Source organism: Simiduia sp. 21SJ11W-1, assembly GCF_024138675.1.
Taxonomy (GTDB): domain Bacteria; phylum Pseudomonadota; class Gammaproteobacteria; order Pseudomonadales; family Cellvibrionaceae; genus Simiduia.
Window position 1 is genome coordinate 3,803,231 of the sequence record NZ_CP090959.1, and the last position, 18,300, is coordinate 3,821,530.

The following is an 18,300-nucleotide window of genomic DNA, read 5'->3' on the forward strand; positions in this document are numbered from 1 at the left end:
AATGCGCGCTGAAAAGCTCACCAGCAAACCGCTGCCGCTGGCCGTCGATCGCGACACCATCGCTCAAATACGCGCGCGCTTTTTGGCGTTAAACAGCCACAGATTAAGCCTTGCCAAACAGCAGCTCGGCGAGCGCCAGCAACAAGCACTGGATGCACTGCCACTGTTACTGCACTACAACCACCCGCGCCTGCCCGGGTATCTCTCGAAAATCAGCCCTGCAGGCTTTGCCAACTTCACCCCTACCGCAGGCCAACAGCAACTGTTGCGCCAAATGGCCCGCGGCTTCCGCTCGCAAGCCAACCCCAACCGCAAGATGCCACTGCTGGCTCTCTACGTGATGGGCAGCGTGGGCACTGTGGCCCAAAGCAGCAAAAGCGATATGGATTTCTGGCTTTGTTACAGCGAAGAGCTGACTGGCGAGGCTGTGGAGTTGTTGCAAAAAAAATGCAACGCCATTGCAAGCTGGGCCAAGGGCCTGGGGCTTGAGTGGCACTTTTTTCTCATGCAACCGGACGCCTTTTACGCGGGCGAGCACAGCCGGTTGTCGAGCGAATCCAGCGGCAGTGTGCAGCACTTTTTACTATTGGATGAATTTTACCGCTCGGCCATTTTACTGGTGGGCAGGTTGCCGTTGTGGTGGTTTATTGGCGACACCAAACGCACGGCCTACGAGGCAACCAAGGCAATTATTACCGAGAAAGGATTTTTACGGCCCAGCGAATGGCTGGACTTCGGGCCGGTGGGCGACGTGCCGGCGGCCGAGTTTGTATCAGCCGCTGTGTGGCAGTTGTATAAATCCATTCACTCGCCCTATAAATCGCTACTGAAACTCTTGATGCTGGAAGTGTACCTCAGCCGCTACCCGCAGGTGCTCACCCTGGCCGACAAAATGAAACTGTTGGTGTATGCAGGCATCACCAGCGCGGCCACGCTCGACCCCTACCTGTTACTGCTGGAAGAACTCTCCGATTATTTCAGTCACCGCCGCGAATATGAGCGGCTGGAGCTGATGCGCCAGTGCTTTTACTTTAAAGTGGGCGCAAGTTTCAGTTTGCTTATGGCAAACCAGGCATCAGCCGAAAAAGCCAACCAGCCGTTACTGGAAGCACTGCAATCCTGGCAGTGGGCGGCCTACGATTTTGATCACCTAGACCGCGCAGACAACTGGAACGCACAACAGGTGATGGCCGAACGCAAGCGCTTGGTGAACGAGCTTACGGCAAGCTACCGACAGCTGCTAACCCAGGCGCGCTCAACCCAGCAGGCGCTCGATCTCAACACCCAGGAAATCTCCATACTCGGGCGCAAACTGCACGCAGCCTTTGAGCGCAGCGCCGGAAAAATAGAATTCATCAACCCGGGCATCAGCAAGAATATCCGCGCCGACTTTTTACTGTTTGAGTTCAACCAGGGCCTGTGGTCGCTATTTTTAACCAACAGTTCATGGGAAAAAAGCCGCACCCCCATTGCCAGTAACCGGTTTGTTTCAGCCATCATTTGTTGGTGTTTGGTTAACCGGATTATCGGGCGGGGCACAAGGGTAAGCTTTACACCCACCGGCCACTACCAAGAGGCAGACTACAAACGCCTGGTGACTGTGCTCGAGCGGCTAGACTACGCAAACTGTTTAAGCCCCGATCACAACGACTTCACCCGCCCGCCCACACCGCGCCTGGTATGCATGCTGGTGAATGATCCCGCACAGGCAGCAACAACCAGCAGCGCACACTACGCACTGTTTAGCGTTAACAGTTGGGGCGAAGTGCGGCTGCAGCACTTTGGGGCAAACCTTAAACAAGCCTTGGCGCTTTTTACCCAGCCACTGCCAGAAAATTGCACCGTCAAGGTTGAAGACTTACACGGCCAAACGCCACGGGTATTGCTGCAGCAATTACACCGCTTGATTGAAGCCATTCAGTACGCGCAAACGCACCAGCCGCCGCAACGTCTGCTGGCCCACTTCCAGAGCCAATGGATTTTGGTTCAACAGCAAGCCCAGTGGGCGCTTTCAACATTCGAGAATATTGAGAGCGGCTGGCCAAGCTTGGCGCTGCCGCTGGCCTGCCGGCATCAGTTGCACTGCATGGCACTTGGGCCTGGTGCGCCCTATGAAGAAGTACTCTCGCTCATAGGCAGCACCGGCATGCGGCCTGCCATTAGGGTTTTTTACCGGCTGCATCAGGAAGTGGCGGAAATTTTTCTGATCGACGAGCGCGCAAGCCTCGTGCGCTTTGAGCAGCCATTTTTTTCAGAAGACAGGCTCTTGCGGCCGCTGCACAGGTTCATTCGCGCGAGCCTGCAGCGCAACCCGCAGGTGTGTGACGATTCGCTGTTTGGTATTTTCCCGGTGAATTTTTTCGAGATGCGCCGGCGCCAAAGTGGCCAGTTGTACGCAGAGCAGCGCTTGATCACCAGCGATATGGCCCGCGTGGCCATGCTCAGCCTGCAATTTGCCGTGCTTGAAATGGATTTTGATACACCGGTGAACAGCTGGGCTATGAGCGCCTCACTCAACGGCGAGCCCATTCACGGGCCAGATACCGAGCCCTTGCTCACCACCGTGGCCCGCGCCTTGATGGCCAAGCGGCAATCGGGCCAACGCTACCCCTGCTACCTGACCGATCTCGATTTATCGGCCACCGCAAATACCCTTATGCAATTTAACGGGCTGCAAACCAGCCATTATTTTCGGGTTAAAATTCGCCTGGAGCAGGCCCTGCATGATGCATTGCTTGCGCTATAAACCTTGCGCGCAAGCAGGCGCTACCCGTTATTGAGAGGATGGGTATCCTAACGGTATACTTGCGCCCCACTTTTGAAGGTCTCACCATGAACAAGGCTGTTTTTACGCTGTTAACTGCCCTGCTGCTTGCCAGCTGCGGCCAAACCGGGCCACTGGTATTGCCAGAAGCTGCGCCCGCCGATGAACAGCCCGCCAACGAGCAACCAGGTCAATAATCCATGTCGTACTTTCCCCGCGTAGCCGGCCAGCTGCACGCAGAAGCTGTGCCGCTTGCAGACATCGCACGCCAGTTTGGCACCCCCACTTACGTCTACAGCCGCGCGGCAATTACCGAGGCCTATAGCGCCTATGCCAGCGCCTTGGGTGATCACCCGGGCATGGTGTGCTTTGCGGTAAAGGCCAACTCCAACCTGGGCGTGCTGGGTTTACTGGCAGATTTGGGCGCGGGCTTCGACATAGTGTCTGAAGGGGAGCTGGAGCGGGTGTTACTGGCCGGCGGCAAGCCCGAGCGCATTGTGTTTTCCGGCGTGGGTAAAACCGCCAGCGCCCTGCGCAAGGCATTGGAAGTGGGCGTGCACTGCTTTAACGTGGAATCGGAGGCCGAGCTTGAGCTGTTAAGCCAGGTTGCCGATCAAATGGGCACCACCGCGCACATCTCCCTGCGGGTGAACCCGGATGTAGACGCCCAAACCCACCCCTATATTTCTACCGGCCTGAAAGAAAACAAATTCGGCATTGCCATTGAGCGGGCACCCGCCGTGTATGCGCGCGCCGCCAGCCTGCCGGGCATCACCATAGTTGGGGTAGATTGCCACATCGGCTCGCAGCTCACCCAGTTGCCGCCCTTTCTGGATGCACTTGACCGGCTGCTGCTATTGATAGATGAGCTGGCAGCCCAAGGCATTAAATTACACCACCTCGATATCGGTGGCGGCCTGGGCGTTACCTACAAAGATGAAACCCCGCCCCCGGTGGCAGACCTGGTGCACGCAGTAAAAGAAAAGCTCGGCACGCGCGCGCTGGCGCTCGTGATGGAACCGGGCCGCTCCATTTGCGCCAACGCCGGCGTGCTGTTGAGCGAAGTCCTGTTTTTAAAGCCCACTGAGCACAAAAACTTTGCGGTAATAGATGCCGCCATGAACGACAACATTCGCCCCGCCCTCTACCAGGCCTGGCAAGACGTGCAGCCCATTAGCCTGCGCGAAGAAGCCCCCAAAACCTGGGATCTGGTGGGCCCGGTGTGCGAAACCGGCGACTTTCTTGCCAAAGACCGCGCACTGGCACTTGCAGCCGGCGACCTGATCGCAGTAATGTCCACAGGTGCCTATGGCTTTACCATGAGTTCCAATTACAACAGCCGCCCCCGTGCCGCCGAGATTATTGTTGACGGTGATCGCGCCCACCTGGTGCGCGCACGCGAGAGCCTGGCTGACCTGACCCTTGGTGAAAGCCTGTTACCCACTTGATAGTACGCGCACAAGGCTGCGCGTTTAGGACCCTAGATGCGCCTGCGTTTCAGTAAAATGCACGGCATTGGCAACGACTTCGTCATGATCGATGCCATCAGCCAAAAAGTCAGACTCAATGCCGATAAGGTTCGCAAGATTTCCGATCGCCGCTTTGGCGTGGGTTGCGATCAGGTATTGATTGTTGAAGAGCCCACCAACCCGGACGTAGACTTCCGCTACCGCATTTACAATGCCGATGGCAGCGAAGTAGAAAACTGTGGCAACGGCGCGCGCTGCTTTGCCAACTTTGTGCGCGAGCGCAAGCTCACCGGCAAAAGCATAATCAAAGTGCAAACCGCCAGCGGTATTTTGGAATTGCGCGTTACCCAGGGCGACCAGGTGCAGGTAGACATGGGCGAGCCCGTGCTGGCACCCCAAGAGATTCCCTTTAACGCCCCAAGCCAAGCCACCCACTACCCACTTGTGGTAGACGGCCAAACCTATGACATAGGTGCCGTTAGCATGGGCAACCCGCACGCGGTATTAACAGTACCCAGCACAAACGATGCCCCGGTGGCGAGCCTGGGTCCGAAAATCGAACACCACCCCAACTTCCCCAACCGCGTGAACGTGGGCTTTATGCAAGTGTGCTCGCGCACGGAAATTAATTTGCGCGTGCACGAACGCGGCGCCGGCGAAACGCTCGCCTGCGGCACCGGCGCTTGCGCGGCAGTAGTAGCGGGCCGCTTGCGCGACCTGTTAGACTCGAGGGTAACTGTGAACCTGCCGGGCGGCTCGCTGGTTGTTGAGTGGGCAGGCAATGGCCATCCGGTACTGATGACAGGCCCCACCGCTCACGTCTTTCACGGGCAGGTAAAAATATAATTAGCAAGGATTGTTATTGTGGCTGAGCACACCGTCACCGACGCAGAAGTCGCCGCCTATCTCGCCGAGCACCCGGATTTTTTTGAACAGCACCCGGATTTGCTGGCCGACATGCAGCTACCGCACGACAGCGGCAACGCCATCTCGTTGGTAGAGCGCCAAGTGGCCGTGCTGCGCGAACGCAACATGGACATGCGCCACCGCCTGAGCAAACTGCTCGACAACGCCCGCGATAACGACAAACTGTTTGATAAAACCAAGCGCCTGGTACTGGCCGTGCTTGAAGGCCGCAAGGCCGAAGACACCGTAAACACGCTCTATTACAGCTTCGAAAAAGACTTCCAGATTCACTTCACCCGGCTGGTGCTGTTTCGCCCAATCCCCGGCAAACTGGGCCAGGCGCGCTGTGTAACCCTCACCGATGCCAAAACGCCGCTGGCCAAGTTTCTGAAGTCACAAAAGGCCATGTGCGGCCAGCTGGGCAACGAAGAAAAGGCCTACATTTTTGGCGAGCAGGCCCCGCTTGTGGGCTCGGCGGCGGTGGTTCCACTCATTCACGGCACCTGCTTCGGGCTGCTGGCTGTGGGCAATCGCGACGCCAACTACTACCGCTCCAGTATGGGCACCCTGTTTTTGGGCTACATTGCCGAAATTTTAAACCGCACCCTGCCCTACCAGCTGGAGCGCTGATCGGCCGTGGCCGAGCTGCCCTTTAGCGCCGAGATCGCGCGCTTTTTGGCGTACCTCAAAGGCGAGCGAAACCTTTCGCCACACACCTTGGCCGCCTACGGGCGCGACCTGGCCAAGCTGCAGCACTGGTGTGCAGGCCAGCAGCTCACGCTGCCCCAGCTTAACGTGCACCACCTGCGCCAGGCCCTGGCCCAGCAACACAGGGCGGGCCTTGCGGGCAAGAGCCTCAGGCGCTGGTTATCGGCACTTAGAAGCTTCTTCGATTACGGCGTGCGCAAAGGCTGGCTTGCCAATAATCCGGCCGCAGGCCTTTCCGCCCCCAAGGTTGAAAAACGCCTGCCCCACACCCTGGATGTAGACGAAGTGGGCCAGCTGCTAAGCTTCCCGGACGACACCGAATACAGCCCGCGCGACCGTGCGCTACTGGAACTTACCTACTCCTCGGGCCTGCGCTTGGCAGAACTTGCAGGCCTCAATCTGGCAGACCTGGATTTGGCCGATGCCTCGGTGCGGGTAACGGGCAAGGGCGAGAAAACCCGTGTGCTACCTGTGGGGCGCATGGCCCTGCGAGCGCTGAAACAATGGCTACAAGTACGCGCCGATTTCGCCAAACCCCAAGAACCGGCGCTGTTTGTCAGCCGGCAGGGCACCCGCATCAGCCACCGCCGCATCCAGCAGTTGTTTGCCCACTACAGCACCTACATGGGGCTCGATAAACCCCTGCACCCGCACATGCTGCGCCACTCCTTTGCCAGCCATATGCTTGAATCTTCCAGCGATTTACGGGCCGTGCAGGAGCTTCTGGGGCACGCCAATATCAGCACCACGCAAATTTATACCCACCTGGATTTCCAGCACCTGGCCAAGGTGTACGACCAGGCCCACCCGCGCGCCCAGCAAAAACACAGCAACGCCAAAGACCGCACAGAAAATGCGGATATAGACCCTAGCCAGTCTTAAGTAGGGCGTGTTAGGCTCAGGCCCTACCTGTGCTACCACCTGCGTTCGGCCCCAGGCCCCGCCTCAATAACAACAATCGCACGGGTAGCACATAGGTGTACCGTGACGCACGCAATAAAACTGATCAGCTTCGATTTAGACAACACCCTGTGGGATGTTGAACCCGTCATCCACGCAGCCGAAGCCGCCATGCAGGCCTGGCTGGAAAACTTCTGCCCCAAGCTTGTGGCCCGCTTTAGCCCCGAGCAATTGCGCCAGGCGCGAATGGACTACTGGGCACACCACCCCGAATTCAGACACCTTATTACCCGCGTGCGCCGCGACTGCCTGCGCATGAAGCTCATCGAAGCTGGCTACTGCTTGAATCAGGCCATTGAGCTGGCCGACATGGCCATGGAAGTGTTTATGGATGCGCGCCACCAGGTGAACTACTTTGATCACGCCCTGAGCACGCTGGATCAACTGGCCCCGCACTATACGCTTGCGGCCATCACCAACGGCAATGCCAACACCAAGCGCCTGGGCCTGCACCAATTCAGCTACCACTTAAGCGCCGAAGACGTAGGCACCGCCAAACCCAGCCCCGAGCCCTTTGAATTGGCCATGGCCATGGCCTCGGTTAGCGCAGAAGAAATGCTGCACATTGGCGATTGCCCGAACGACGACATAGCCGCAGCCGCAAGCCTTGGCATCAAAACCATCTGGTTTAACCCCAAGCGCAAAGCCTGGCCCCATACCCACCTGGCGCCCAACGCCATTGTGCACACGCTGAAAGATCTCGCAGGCGCCATTAGCGGGCTCAACGGCGGCTCGCTGCAGGCGCAATCGGCCTAATCATGAGCAGCGCCGGCATCAGCAAAACCCAGTCGAGCTTTTACCGGCGCCTGTACGTGGCGCATTTGATCAGCCAGGGCGTAAATACCGTGCCCGCCATCATCACCCACACCGGCATGCCAAGGCGCACCGCCCAAGACACCATCAACGCGCTGCATGAGCTGGATATCCACTGCCAGTTTGAAGGCCCCAATAAAACCGGCCACTACCGCGTACACAACTGGGGGCCCATAGATGCAAACTGGCTGGCCGCCAACGCCCGCCGCCTGGCCACAAGCCTCGGCTACCCGAACAATTAAGCCCGGCTTCACGCCACCTGGTTTTAACAGGCACAAAAAAGCCCGCGCTTAGCGGGCTTTTTTTCATGCGCTCGCTTACTGCGAGTTGGCTACCATGTGATCTACCGCAGCCTTGATCTCATCATCAGAGCAATCCATACACAGACCCTTGGCCGGCATGCCGTTAATGCCGTTGATGGCATTGGCGTACAGGGTATCAATGCCTTTGCCTATGCGTGGCGCCCACTGGCCGGCATCACCCATTTTTGGCGCACCTGCAGCACCGGTAGCGTGACAGGTTACACACTTGGTGTCGTACACCTGCACACCGGTGCGCGGGCCAGCTGCCACTGCAGCAACGGGTGCTGCTGCACAGTCATCGCCTGCAAGGCAGGTCTTGCCCGCAGGCGCAATGCGATCTGCAATTTCCTGGCTACGATCAGCCAAGGTCACCATGGATACACTCAACCCCAAACCGGCAGCCGCTAGCAGACAGAATACCTTCTTCAACTGGCTCACTGAAAATCCCCTTGTAGTCCAATAGCCAAACCTGGCCGAAAGGCCGCATTATAGCCACAAAGCCTGCCCGGCGGAAACCACAACCCCATAGACGAACGCCAGCCAGATGCGTATCATGCGCCCACTTAACGCCCGCCCGAAACGCCTAGCGCGTAAGGTATAGAGCGAAAGCCGTGAGCGACCCTGTGCGACACAGTATCGCACTAAAAAGTTTAAGCACCCGTAGCTCAGCCGGGCTGCGATCAGCCGGGTGTAGCCGGAACCAGCGAAGCACTGCTTCGCCCGGCGAAACGGCTGGCAGCTATGCTGACAGACCGGCCCCAACACCTGAGTGCTGGGGAGCGCGTAGCGGTCTATCCGTTTAGCTGAGCAGTACAGAATTACAATGTGTGAAATTGTTCCAGGTTCACACCGAAAAAGTTTAAGCACCCGTAGCTCAGCTGGGTGTAGCCGGAATCAGCGAAGCACTGCTTCGCCCGGCGAAACGGCTGGCAGCTATGCTGACAGACCGGCCCCAACACCTGAGTGTTGGGGAGCGCGTAGCGGTCTATCCGTTTAGCTGAGCAGTACAGAATTACAATGTGTGAAATTGTTCCAGGTTCACACCGAAAAAGTTTAAGCACCCGTAGCTCAGCTGGATAGAGCGCTGCCCTCCGGAGGCAGAGGTCTGGGGTTCGAATCCCTTCGGGTGCGCCAATTAAAAAGCCCACACGCCAAAAGCGTGTGGGCTTTTTAATTGGTAATGCCAAAGGCATTTGTTCGAACCCCGGGTTCGACAAATCGTCAGGAACGATTTGGACCGCAACCGCGCCGCGAAGCGGTCAGGGGCAGGACGCCCCTGAGTCAATCCCTTCTGCAATTACGCCCACACCCATTTACCTCAATTAGCATGTGGGCTTTTTAATTGGTAATGCCAAAGGCATTTGTTCGAACCCCGGGTTCGACAAATCGTCAGGAACGATTTGGACCGCAACCGCGCCGCGATGCGGTCAGGGGCAGGACGCCCCTGAGTCAATCCCTTCTGCAATTACGCACCCACGCACTTATCCAAAAAAGTATCCAACCAAGACCCGCAGCCAATAACCTGAACATTTCGGGGGCGCATAAATACATCCCTGTAGCTTGTCGCCGACGTCCTGTCGGCAACACCCCGAAACATCCAGCTTATTGCCTGCTAAGTGCCATACCCAAGCACTTGGCGACAGATATATTTTCGAGCAATGAACTAACTACCCCTCAGGCTTAACAACCCACTCAGGTTCTTCAAATTCACCTATTAACTTTACCGACACAAAGTCTGCGGCAGATTGAATGATGGTTTTCACTTCCGGATTGTTGTCGGCCTCCATGGCATCGCGATCGGTTTTGCTTTGCCAGTGGGCGATGGCGATGAGTTTATTGGGCTCGCCAATTTTCCGGTGCAGTTCTGTGCCCATGGCACCCGGGTAGGTTTGAATCAGCTGGCTTGCACGCACCCAGGCCTGGGCGTAGTCTTCCGGGGTGTGAGTGGGCGCCACGGTTACTTCAAAAATAAATTTCATAATAACTTCCCCTGGATCGTGCGCGGGCCGGCGCTAAACGCCGCGTTCAAGCGCAGGCACACCGTCAGCCGCTGTATTTTTACGTGCAACTAATGAGACTAGCACAAAGCTCAGCAGCATCAGCAAGTACCAGGAGGAGAGCTTGGCCAGGGGCACCATGCGCCAGGAATCTGATTGATTGGGGTATAGCCAGATGTTGGTGAAGGTGGCGATATTTTCTGCGAACCAAATAAAGAGCGCCACCAAAAACCAGCCCAGCAGCAGTGGCATATGGCGGTGCTCATGAATCACTTTGAAATAAATACGGGTGTGGAGAAATAGCCCGCAGGTTGCACCTAAAAGCAACCAACGCATGTCCCAGATAAAATGGTGGGTAAAAAAATTAAGGTAAATGCCCGCCACCAAAATCACCGTAAGGTTGCGCTTCGGGTAGCGGGTGTATTGAAAATCGAAAATTCGCCATACGCGGGCAATGTAACTGCCCACGGCGCTGTACATAAACCCGGTAAACAAGGGCACATTGCCAATGCCGAACACATAGGCTTCAGGGTATTGCCAGGAGCCGATGGCATCTGAGGTTTTAAACAGCTCCATTACTGTTGCCAGCAAGTGAAACACCACAATCACCAGTGCTTCGCGCGCGGTTTCCAGCTTAAAGGCCAGCAGGAAAATCTGAAAGGCAATGGCTGCAAGGAAAATAAAATCGTAGCGGTGCAGGCTTTCGATGGGGTACCAGTAGTGCGTAACAATCATCACCAACAATAAAAAGCCGCCAAACACACAGGCATAGGCTTGTTTCAGGCCAAACCACCAAAGCTCTTTTACGGCTGCCGCCAACTGCTGTGAGGTAAGTTTGGCCACGCGCATTCCTTAGTTGCCGAATAATCGATCGGAGCAAAAGCCCCGGGCACTAATGCCTAAATTACAGCGGCTCGCGATTAACTTCCGACACCTGTTCATTGAGCGTCCAGAGGTCATACAAATAGCCCAATAAAAACAGGCCGCCGGTGAAGAACCAAATGATGCCGGTAATCCACTTGCCCATGTAAAAGCGATGCACGCCAAAAAATCCTAAAAAGGTGAGAAATATCCAGCTGAGCGTGTAGCTTGTGTGGCCTTCGGGGTAGCGGTTATCTGCCTCGGCATCCATGGCGGGTATGAGAAATAAATCGATAATCCAGCCGATGAAAAACAGGCCCAGGGTAAAAAAGTACAGGGTGCCGGTAATGGGTTTGCCGTAGTAAAAACGGTGGGCGCCCATAAAGCCGAATATCCACAGAATATAACCCATAACCTTACTGTGGGAATCTGATGCGATTGGCTGCATTGCGTATCCTTGGTTGCGTTGAAAAAGCCCACGCTAGCAGCCGAAACAGGCGCTCACAAGTGTGCTTTCGGTCAATCTACTTTTTCCTTCGCCCAACGACGATCTTGTGGCGTTGCTTCAAGCCCTGCATCTTCATCGTTTTCCCGGGGGTTGAGCACCAGACGCGTGTAGATGGGAAAGTGATCAGAACCTATGTGGCGCAGCCGCTGTATGTCGCCCAGCGCAAACTCGTGGCTGTGAAAAATATGATCGAGCGGCCAGCGCAAAAAGGGGATTTTGGCATTGTATGTATTGAACATGCCGCGCCCTACCCTTGGGTCTAGCAGGCCGCTGATTTTGCGAAACAACCGCGTAGTGGCAGACCAGGCCACATCATTTAGATCGCCTGTTACGATTACCGGTATGTCGCTGTGCTGCACAATTCTGGCAATGCGCACAAGTTCTGCATCGCGCTCGGTAGATTCGGCGTTTTCTGTGGGGCTGGGCGGCGCCGGGTGCAAAAAGTGCAGCTTCACAGCCTGGCCCTGCAAATTTACGCTGGCCTCCATTGAAGGTACACCCGGCTCAACGCGAAAGTGGATTTCCGGGTTTTCCAACGCGAGGCGTGAATACACGTGCATGCCGTACAGATTATCCAGCGGGCAGGTAATGCAGTGGGGGTAATCGGCTTGCAAAACATTCAGCTGCGTTTGCCACCAGCTGTCTGTTTCCAGGGTCACCAGAATATCGGGCTTGAGCCGCCGCACTTCGGCCAGTAATTTTTCCGCATTGCGATTGGTCATGAGTACGTTAGACGTCATGAGGCTTAGGGCCGGCCCCTCACGGGTTGCGCGCGCAACCTCTGCGGGAAATAACGGCGTGTAGGGCAACACCCACCACCACTGGATTACCACAGCCACCAAACCACAGCCAAGGGCTACGCCATCCAGCCAGGAATTTACGCCCACCCAAAGGCCCTGCACCAAGACAAACACCGAGGCGATAAGCGCCACCTGAAAACGCGGGAAATCCCAACCGCGCACCAGCCAGTGCTCGAAATGCCACAGGGGAAGCAGGCTTGCCAATAAAATTGCAACACCCAACCAGGGCATCAGGTCAGTCCACATTTAGCGGGCTCCGGTGTTGTTATAAAAATCACTTGCACGACAATCGCAACGCTCACACTAAGATTTCACCCGCAATCGATTATTCACATCGCGCGCAGCAAGAATTTGCGCGCGTTCATCGGCAGGTGATGCATTAAACGCTTTAGCCGCACGATCATAAAGCAGCACATTTACAGAGGCAGCCAAATTCATAGAGCCACGGGTGGGCATGTACACAACGGCATCTGCGCTATCTACCAGCTGCTGGCGCAGGCTGCCGTCTTCCGGGCCAAAAACATAGAGCGCACACTCCGGGTGTTCAAAGGCGGGCAATGGCGTTGCGCCCTCTACAAGCTCTACACACACCTTGGCCATGCCAGCGGGCAAGGGGGCGCTGTAAGTTTCTACCTGCAGTAAGGGAATCTGGTGGTTCGCACCTTGGGTGTCGGTATGAAAGCGCGCGGCGCGGGCAAAGCGCTCGCCGGTATAACACACACCCTGGGCGCCGTAGCAGCCGGCCGCGCGCAGCACCGCTCCCACATTGGCAGGGCTCTTGGGGTTAGTTAAGCCGATAGCAACGCGCATACCCGCCAGCAACTCGGCCAGCGGCTCTTGCCCATTGCCAAGTGAGGCGAGCGACGGCGCTGCAGATTGCGGCAGTGGTGGGGTTTTACCGGGTTTATCGCTCACACTGTGGCCTTGTTGAGATGATTAGGTAAAGGGCTATGCCATAGGGGCGATTGTACCGGCCAGAGCACCCAAGGCCCAGCACGGCTCAACTTTGCGGTTTGCCCACCATATTGGCGGGATTTACCCATTCATCAAATTGCCGGGCGCTCACATAGCCAAGGGCCTGGGCTGCAGCCTTCAGGCTTGTGCCCTCGGCATGGGCTTTGTTGGCAATTTCGGCAGCTTTGTAATAGCCAATGTGCACATTCAACGCAGTCACCAGCATCAACGATTGCGACAAGTGCTGTTCAATGCGCGCCTCATCGGCCTCTATGCCCTGCACACAATGGGCATCAAAACTGCGACAGGCATCGGCCAGGAGTTGCACGCTTTCCAACACCGCCGCAGCAATCACGGGCTTGTACACGTTTAACTGAAACTGCCCGTGGCTGCCCGCAATGGATACTGTCACATCATTGCCCATCACCTGGGCGGCCACCATGGTTACGGCTTCCGCCTGGGTGGGATTCACCTTGCCCGGCATGATAGATGAGCCAGGCTCATTGGCCGGCAACTTGATCTCACCAATGCCACAGCGCGGGCCACTGGCAAGCAGCCTTATGTCGTTGGCAATTTTCATCAGCGCCACCGCCAGCCGTTTACAGCTACTGCTGAGCGCTACCATCGCATCGTGGGCGGCCAGTGCTTCAAATTTGTTAATGGCACTCACAAAGGGCAGGCCCGTTTGCGCGGCAATGCGCGCGGCCACCTGCTCGGCAAAACCCGCGGGCGCATTGAGGCCGGTACCCACCGCGGTACCGCCAAGGGCCAGCGCACTCACGCCCTTTAAGGCCTGGGCAATATCTGCCTTGGCCGATTGCAATTGCGCCACATAGGCGCTGAATTCCTGGCCGAGGGTGAGCGGTGTGGCGTCCATCAAGTGGGTGCGGCCAATTTTAACAGTGCCATCAAAGGCCTTTGCTTTGGCGTCAAATGATTTAACCAGGCCACTGATTGCCGGCAACAGCTGTTGCTGCACTTCTGTATAGGCGGCTATATGCATGGCCGTGGGGAAGGTATCGTTACTGCTTTGGCTTTTGTTGACATCATCATTGGGCGACAGAAATTTCTCGGCATCGTCCAGCTGGCCGCCATGCAGAATCTGCGCGCGATTGGCAATCACTTCATTCACGTTCATATTGGTTTGTGTGCCGCTGCCGGTTTGCCAGATGACCAGCGGAAATTCATCGTCGTGCGTGCCCGCCAGAATTTCATCGCACACCCGCCCTATGAGGGCGGCCTTTTCCTGGGGCAGGCCGGCAAGCACCGCGTTTACCGCCGCGGCTGCTTTTTTAATATGCGCATAGGCATAAATAATGGGCATTGGCATAGAGGCAGGCCGCCCAATGGCGAAGTTATGGCGGCTGCGCTCGGTTTGTGCGCCCCAGTAGCGCTGCTTGGGCACAGCCACCTGGCCCTGGGTATCGTGTTCATAGCGCACGGGCTCATCGCCTGCGGGTTCCTCACAATGTGACATTGCTGTGACTCCTGTGTGAACTGATACAATAGTGCCCGCACTCACCAAGGGTAAGCCCCATGGAACCGCTTCTCAGGCCTCGCATTGGCATCTTCGCCGATGTGCAAAACATCTACTACTGCACGCGCGACCGCTACCAGCGGCAGTTCAACTACCGGGCACTGTGGCAACAGCTTAGCGAGCAAGGCGAAATTTGTCAGGCCTTTGCCTATGCCATACACCGCGGCGATGCAGGCCAGCTTAAATTCCAAACAGCGCTTAGAAGCCTGGGGTTTACGGTTAAATTAAAGCCTTTCATTCAACGCAGCGACGGCTCGGCCAAAGGCGACTGGGATGTGGGCATCACCATTGATGTGCTGGAGTACGCGCCCCGGCTGGATAAAATTGTACTGCTCTCGGGCGATGGCGACTTCGACCTGCTGCTGGCGCGCGTGGGCGAGCGCTTCGGCGTGCGCACCGAGGTATACGGCGTGCCGGGGCTCACAGCCCAGAGTTTGATAGACGTAGCAAGCCATTATCACCCTATTGAGGCATCGTTGCTGCGCTAGTTGGGGCGCACGTTCAAAATTGGTTATTATGGCGCTTGTCGCCAAATTTTAGCCGCTGTACCCAGCGCCACCGCGTTGCTGTATCAGGCAGTTGAGGCCTGGCCCAGCCCGAGGACGGCCCTCAAAAGACACGGAGTCACACGTGATTATTCTGCCCACTGAAAAGCGCTTCGATGCGCGCCACACCCCCACAGTGCTCATTGGCATTGTGCTGCTTAATATTTTGGTGTTTTTCTTCTACCAAGGCGACGACAACAACAAAATCTACAGCGCGCTTAGCACCTACGAAGAACAGAATTTTCTGGAAATTGAATGGCCGCTTATTCAAGACTACCTTAAAGCACAAAACGAGCTGGATGCGCTCGATGATTTACTTGATCTACACGATGATAAGCAAACACAGGATTTAATGGTGCACATCCTATTGCGCACCGATTTCTATCAGCATGTGTTTCGCAACCCCTACCAACTCATCGGCTTTCAAAATGCCGATCGCTGGCTGGAGCATCGCGGCAAGATAAACCGCCTGATAGAAAATCTCAGCTTTAACGCCTACGGCCTGAAACCCGCCGAGCTTTCATTCACCACCCTCATCAGCCACCAGTTTTTGCACGGCGATGTGATGCATTTGCTGGGCAATTTATTTTTCCTGGTATTTTGCGGCTTTGCCGTAGAGGCCGCCATTGGCCACCTGCGCTTTTTGGGCTTTTATTTACTATCCGGTGTTGCCGGTGGCCTGGCCCACGCTGCTGTAGATTTTTCAAGCACCACCACCCTGGTGGGCGCCTCTGGCGCAATCTCGGGTGTCATGGCCATGTACCTGGCGATTTTCCGGCTGAAGAAAATCGAGTTCTTCTATTGGTTTTTTGTGGTGGTGGGCTACATGCGCGCACCGGCGCTGGTTATTCTGCCCATTTACATTGGCAAGGAAATTGTAAGCTTTTATACAGACGGCGGCTCCAACGTGGCGTTTATGGCGCACGCGGGCGGTTTTGTAGCCGGCAGTTTGTTGATGCTGGGCAACTACTTCATCAGCCCGAAAACCATTGATAAAGCCTACGTGGAAGAAGATCAAAGCATAGATCCGTTTCAACAAGCCCTGGCCGATATCTACACCCACATAGAGCAATTTCGCTTTGCTGCTGCCATTAAAGCGGTGGACGCCGCCATTGAACGATTTGGCGCGAACTTGCGGCTTGCCCAATTGCGCGTGCAACTTACCCAACTGGATTCCGAACAAGCGCAGCGTCAATCGCAAGCGCTCTTGCTGGGGCTGGTGCCCGAATCACAACGGCAATTACAGCAACAAAGTGAACTGGTAAAAGCCCAGCCACAAGCACTGGCTCTGCTCGATGCCGAGCTGCGCTACCAGCTCACCGTGCGGCTTACCGCACTGCACGATTTAGGCGCCGCCGAAGTGGTGTTTGCGAGCCTCCAGCAAGATGCCAAACCGCACGAATCCCTGGGCGTGCTCGCCAAGAAACTTGCACTGGCATTTAAGGCACTGCATAAACCCACCAAGGCCAAGCGCTATGAAGCGCTAGCGCAGGAATGGGCGGGAATTTAACCATGAAGGATTATTGCCAATATCACCCGTTGAGCGCGGCCACCTTTCACTGCGATCACTGCGCACATTTTTTGTGTGATCACTGTGTAGATCACAGCAAAATGCCGGAGCGCTGCATTCACTGCGGCGGCAAGCTTGAAAGCCTGGGCGCAAGCAACAGCGCCGAGCCATTCTGGCGGCGCTTGCAACAGGCATTTCGCTACCCGCTGGCAAGCCAATCACTTACGCTGATTGTCGTCGTATCGCTGCTTACCTCGGCGCTCTCTGTGCTGCCCTTTGCCATTGCTATTTATTTAATCGCAACCGGCGCGATGATGCGCTACAGCTTTGCCTGCCTGGAAAACACCGCGCAAGGCAAGCTCACAGCGCCAGATATCACCCACGCCTATGAAGGCGGGGTGGTATTGCTATTTCAATTGCTGGCAATAGTCGTAGTGATGACAGCCGTAGTGATTGGCATAGAAATGGCCATCAGCGAGGGCCTGGCCAAGCTTGTGGGTGTGCTGTTTGTGCTGGGTTTCCCCGCCGTTATTATTTTATTTGCCATCAACCAGAGCTGGCTTGAGGCCATTAACCCCGCCAGTATCTTGCGTTTGATTCTGGCCATTGGCCTACCCTACGGGGTGCTCCTGGGGCTAATTTTAGTAATGACCGCATCGGTAAGCGTGCTGCATGAAATCATTGGCACCGTGGATTTTCTGGCGGCGTTTTTACAATCGGCGGTGTCGAATTTTTACACCGTGGTGGTGTTTCACATCATGGGTTATATGATTTTCCAGTATCAGGCCGAGCTGGGTTTTACTGCCCGCGCCGAAGATGGCGAAGCCCTTGAACGCTCTGAAATGGAGCTGCACAACGCCCGCATAGACATCGCCCTGAAAGAGGCACAATACAACAAAGTGGTGGATTTATTTGCAGAGGCAAACAGCAAGTTCCCAGACCAGGCAAGCTACTACCTGCGCTGCTTTGACTACCTCTGCAATGTTAATCTGCCTGAACGGCTAAGCCGCTTTGCCCCGCACTTTTTTGATTTTTTGTTTAAGTCCGAGCGCAAAGAGCAGGTGTACCCCAGCTACAAACGTTTGCTGCGCGCCCTGCCAGGCTACCAGCCAGAGGCGCCCAGGCTACGCCACCTGCTGGCCGAGCAGTGCTACAGCAATGGCGACGCGCGCTCTACACTCAAGCTACTCAATGGCCTGCACAAGCAAGCGCCCGACTACCCGCGCCTGGTGGCTGCCTACGAGCTGATGTGTGAAGCCCTGGCAGACATGCCCAACATGGGCAAGCAGCTCGCGCAGTGCCAGCAACTGGTGGCCAATATTAAACGCCGCGCAGAACAGAAGGCAGAGGCCCGGGCTGCAGAAGTTGCCGCACGTACCGAGGCCGCCAAAGCCGAGCTTGCCAAAACCGTAACCCGAAGGGGCGGCGCACCCAAAGGCGCTAAGTTGATCAAGCCCAAACGCGAAGCCGATGCAGAACAATTAAATGATGAACACTTAACCCATGAGCAGCGGGTGCTCGGCAGCCGCCCCACGCGTATTCCCAGCGGCGTAAAACCGGGGGCGAAAAAAGCCGAGCCTGATTCAACGCAGGCCGCTGAGGCAGAATCAAAACCCTCAACCGATGACAACGACCTCCCGCCCATAGATTTCAAACTTTAGGCGGC

18 protein-coding genes and 1 tRNA gene are annotated in these 18,300 nt (G+C 56.2%); 12 read left to right on the forward strand and 7 right to left on the reverse strand.

Features of this window, described 5'->3' with window-relative positions:
- Position 1: 1 nt before the first annotated feature.
- The 8 genes from L1F30_RS16715 (at position 2) to L1F30_RS16750 (ending at position 7,862) form a co-directional block, all read left to right on the forward strand.
- A complete protein-coding gene (locus L1F30_RS16715; RefSeq protein WP_253357970.1) occupies positions 2–2,746 on the forward strand; it encodes a class I adenylate cyclase in 2,745 nt (914 codons plus the stop codon).
- A gap of 86 nt (positions 2,747–2,832) precedes the next feature.
- Complete coding sequence (locus tag L1F30_RS16720; RefSeq protein WP_253357971.1) at positions 2,833–2,961, forward strand: lipoprotein; 129 nt, start codon at positions 2,833–2,835, stop codon at positions 2,959–2,961.
- A gap of 3 nt (positions 2,962–2,964) precedes the next feature.
- On the forward strand, positions 2,965–4,212 hold the full coding sequence (gene lysA, locus L1F30_RS16725) for a diaminopimelate decarboxylase (protein ID WP_253357972.1): 1,248 nt from the start codon (positions 2,965–2,967) through the stop codon (positions 4,210–4,212).
- 36 nt (positions 4,213–4,248) lie between these two features.
- Entirely contained in the window at positions 4,249–5,079 is an 831-nt protein-coding gene (gene dapF / locus L1F30_RS16730) for a diaminopimelate epimerase (RefSeq protein ID WP_253357973.1), read from the forward strand.
- An 18-nt stretch (positions 5,080–5,097) separates the two neighbouring features.
- Positions 5,098–5,769: a DUF484 family protein gene (locus L1F30_RS16735; RefSeq protein ID WP_253357974.1), complete on the forward strand. Its 672-nt coding sequence runs from the start codon at positions 5,098–5,100 to the stop codon at positions 5,767–5,769.
- A 6-nt stretch (positions 5,770–5,775) separates the two neighbouring features.
- Positions 5,776–6,729 (forward strand): tyrosine recombinase XerC, encoded by a 954-nt coding sequence (gene xerC, locus L1F30_RS16740; RefSeq protein WP_253357975.1) that lies wholly within the window; start codon positions 5,776–5,778, stop codon positions 6,727–6,729.
- A gap of 102 nt (positions 6,730–6,831) precedes the next feature.
- Complete coding sequence (locus L1F30_RS16745) at positions 6,832–7,563, forward strand: HAD family hydrolase (protein WP_253357976.1); 732 nt, start codon at positions 6,832–6,834, stop codon at positions 7,561–7,563.
- A 2-nt stretch (positions 7,564–7,565) separates the two neighbouring features.
- Complete coding sequence (locus L1F30_RS16750; protein ID WP_253357977.1) at positions 7,566–7,862, forward strand: helix-turn-helix domain-containing protein; 297 nt, start codon at positions 7,566–7,568, stop codon at positions 7,860–7,862.
- A gap of 75 nt (positions 7,863–7,937) precedes the next feature.
- On the opposite strand, the gene L1F30_RS16755 is transcribed toward L1F30_RS16750, so the two are convergent.
- The gene (locus L1F30_RS16755; protein ID WP_305879928.1) at positions 7,938–8,297 is read right to left on the reverse strand and encodes a cytochrome c5 family protein; all 360 of its coding nucleotides are present in this window, start codon (positions 8,295–8,297) and stop codon (positions 7,938–7,940) included.
- 682 nt (positions 8,298–8,979) lie between these two features.
- Between L1F30_RS16755 and L1F30_RS16760 the strand changes: the two genes are divergently transcribed.
- Positions 8,980–9,056 (forward strand) — tRNA-Arg (locus L1F30_RS16760).
- 533 nt (positions 9,057–9,589) lie between these two features.
- Here L1F30_RS16760 and L1F30_RS16765 read toward each other — a convergent pair.
- The 6 genes from L1F30_RS16765 to fumC form a co-directional block, all read right to left on the reverse strand.
- Positions 9,590–9,901, reverse strand: a complete 312-nt coding sequence (locus L1F30_RS16765; RefSeq protein WP_253357979.1) for an antibiotic biosynthesis monooxygenase — start codon at positions 9,899–9,901, stop codon at positions 9,590–9,592.
- A 33-nt stretch (positions 9,902–9,934) separates the two neighbouring features.
- Positions 9,935–10,762, reverse strand: a complete 828-nt coding sequence (locus L1F30_RS16770) for a DUF817 domain-containing protein (RefSeq protein WP_253357980.1) — start codon at positions 10,760–10,762, stop codon at positions 9,935–9,937.
- Positions 10,763–10,823: 61 nt separating this feature from the next.
- Positions 10,824–11,228, reverse strand: a complete 405-nt coding sequence (locus tag L1F30_RS16775) for a TM2 domain-containing protein (protein WP_253357981.1) — start codon at positions 11,226–11,228, stop codon at positions 10,824–10,826.
- A 71-nt stretch (positions 11,229–11,299) separates the two neighbouring features.
- Positions 11,300–12,334 carry an endonuclease/exonuclease/phosphatase family protein gene (locus L1F30_RS16780; protein ID WP_253357982.1) on the reverse strand — a complete coding sequence of 345 codons (1,035 nt, stop codon included), beginning with the start codon at positions 12,332–12,334 and terminating at the stop codon, positions 11,300–11,302.
- A gap of 57 nt (positions 12,335–12,391) precedes the next feature.
- Complete coding sequence (locus tag L1F30_RS16785) at positions 12,392–13,003, reverse strand: RNA methyltransferase (protein WP_253357983.1); 612 nt, start codon at positions 13,001–13,003, stop codon at positions 12,392–12,394.
- Between the two features lie 85 nt (positions 13,004–13,088).
- A complete protein-coding gene (gene fumC / locus L1F30_RS16790) occupies positions 13,089–14,519 on the reverse strand; it encodes a class II fumarate hydratase (protein WP_253357984.1) in 1,431 nt (476 codons plus the stop codon).
- Between the two features lie 59 nt (positions 14,520–14,578).
- On the opposite strand from fumC, the gene L1F30_RS16795 reads away from it, so the two are divergent.
- From L1F30_RS16795 to L1F30_RS16805, 3 genes are all read left to right on the forward strand, one after another.
- Positions 14,579–15,067, forward strand: coding sequence for an NYN domain-containing protein (locus L1F30_RS16795; RefSeq protein ID WP_253357985.1), 489 nt, complete (start codon positions 14,579–14,581; stop codon positions 15,065–15,067).
- Positions 15,068–15,209: 142 nt separating this feature from the next.
- Positions 15,210–16,634: a rhomboid family intramembrane serine protease gene (locus tag L1F30_RS16800; protein WP_253357986.1), complete on the forward strand. Its 1,425-nt coding sequence runs from the start codon at positions 15,210–15,212 to the stop codon at positions 16,632–16,634.
- Positions 16,635–16,636: 2 nt separating this feature from the next.
- The gene (locus L1F30_RS16805; protein WP_253357987.1) at positions 16,637–18,295 is read left to right on the forward strand and encodes a B-box zinc finger protein; all 1,659 of its coding nucleotides are present in this window, start codon (positions 16,637–16,639) and stop codon (positions 18,293–18,295) included.
- Positions 18,296–18,300 lie beyond the last annotated feature (5 nt).

What these genes read in the sequence shown, in the direction of transcription:
- L1F30_RS16715 (WP_253357970.1), top strand. Translation starts at nt 2, where the DNA reads ATGCGCGCTGAAAAGCTCACCAGCAAACCGCTGCCGCTGGCCGTCGAT.
- L1F30_RS16720 (WP_253357971.1), top strand. Translation starts at nt 2,833, where the DNA reads ATGAACAAGGCTGTTTTTACGCTGTTAACTGCCCTGCTGCTTGCCAGC.
- lysA (WP_253357972.1), top strand. Translation starts at nt 2,965, where the DNA reads ATGTCGTACTTTCCCCGCGTAGCCGGCCAGCTGCACGCAGAAGCTGTG.
- dapF (WP_253357973.1), top strand. Translation starts at nt 4,249, where the DNA reads ATGCGCCTGCGTTTCAGTAAAATGCACGGCATTGGCAACGACTTCGTC.
- L1F30_RS16750 (WP_253357977.1), top strand. Translation starts at nt 7,566, where the DNA reads ATGAGCAGCGCCGGCATCAGCAAAACCCAGTCGAGCTTTTACCGGCGC.
- L1F30_RS16755 (WP_305879928.1), bottom strand. Translation starts at nt 8,297, where the DNA reads ATGGTGACCTTGGCTGATCGTAGCCAGGAAATTGCAGATCGCATTGCG.
- L1F30_RS16765 (WP_253357979.1), bottom strand. Translation starts at nt 9,901, where the DNA reads ATGAAATTTATTTTTGAAGTAACCGTGGCGCCCACTCACACCCCGGAA.
- L1F30_RS16775 (WP_253357981.1), bottom strand. Translation starts at nt 11,228, where the DNA reads ATGCAGCCAATCGCATCAGATTCCCACAGTAAGGTTATGGGTTATATT.
- L1F30_RS16780 (WP_253357982.1), bottom strand. Translation starts at nt 12,334, where the DNA reads ATGTGGACTGACCTGATGCCCTGGTTGGGTGTTGCAATTTTATTGGCA.
- fumC (WP_253357984.1), bottom strand. Translation starts at nt 14,519, where the DNA reads ATGTCACATTGTGAGGAACCCGCAGGCGATGAGCCCGTGCGCTATGAA.
- L1F30_RS16795 (WP_253357985.1), top strand. Translation starts at nt 14,579, where the DNA reads ATGGAACCGCTTCTCAGGCCTCGCATTGGCATCTTCGCCGATGTGCAA.
- L1F30_RS16805 (WP_253357987.1), top strand. Translation starts at nt 16,637, where the DNA reads ATGAAGGATTATTGCCAATATCACCCGTTGAGCGCGGCCACCTTTCAC.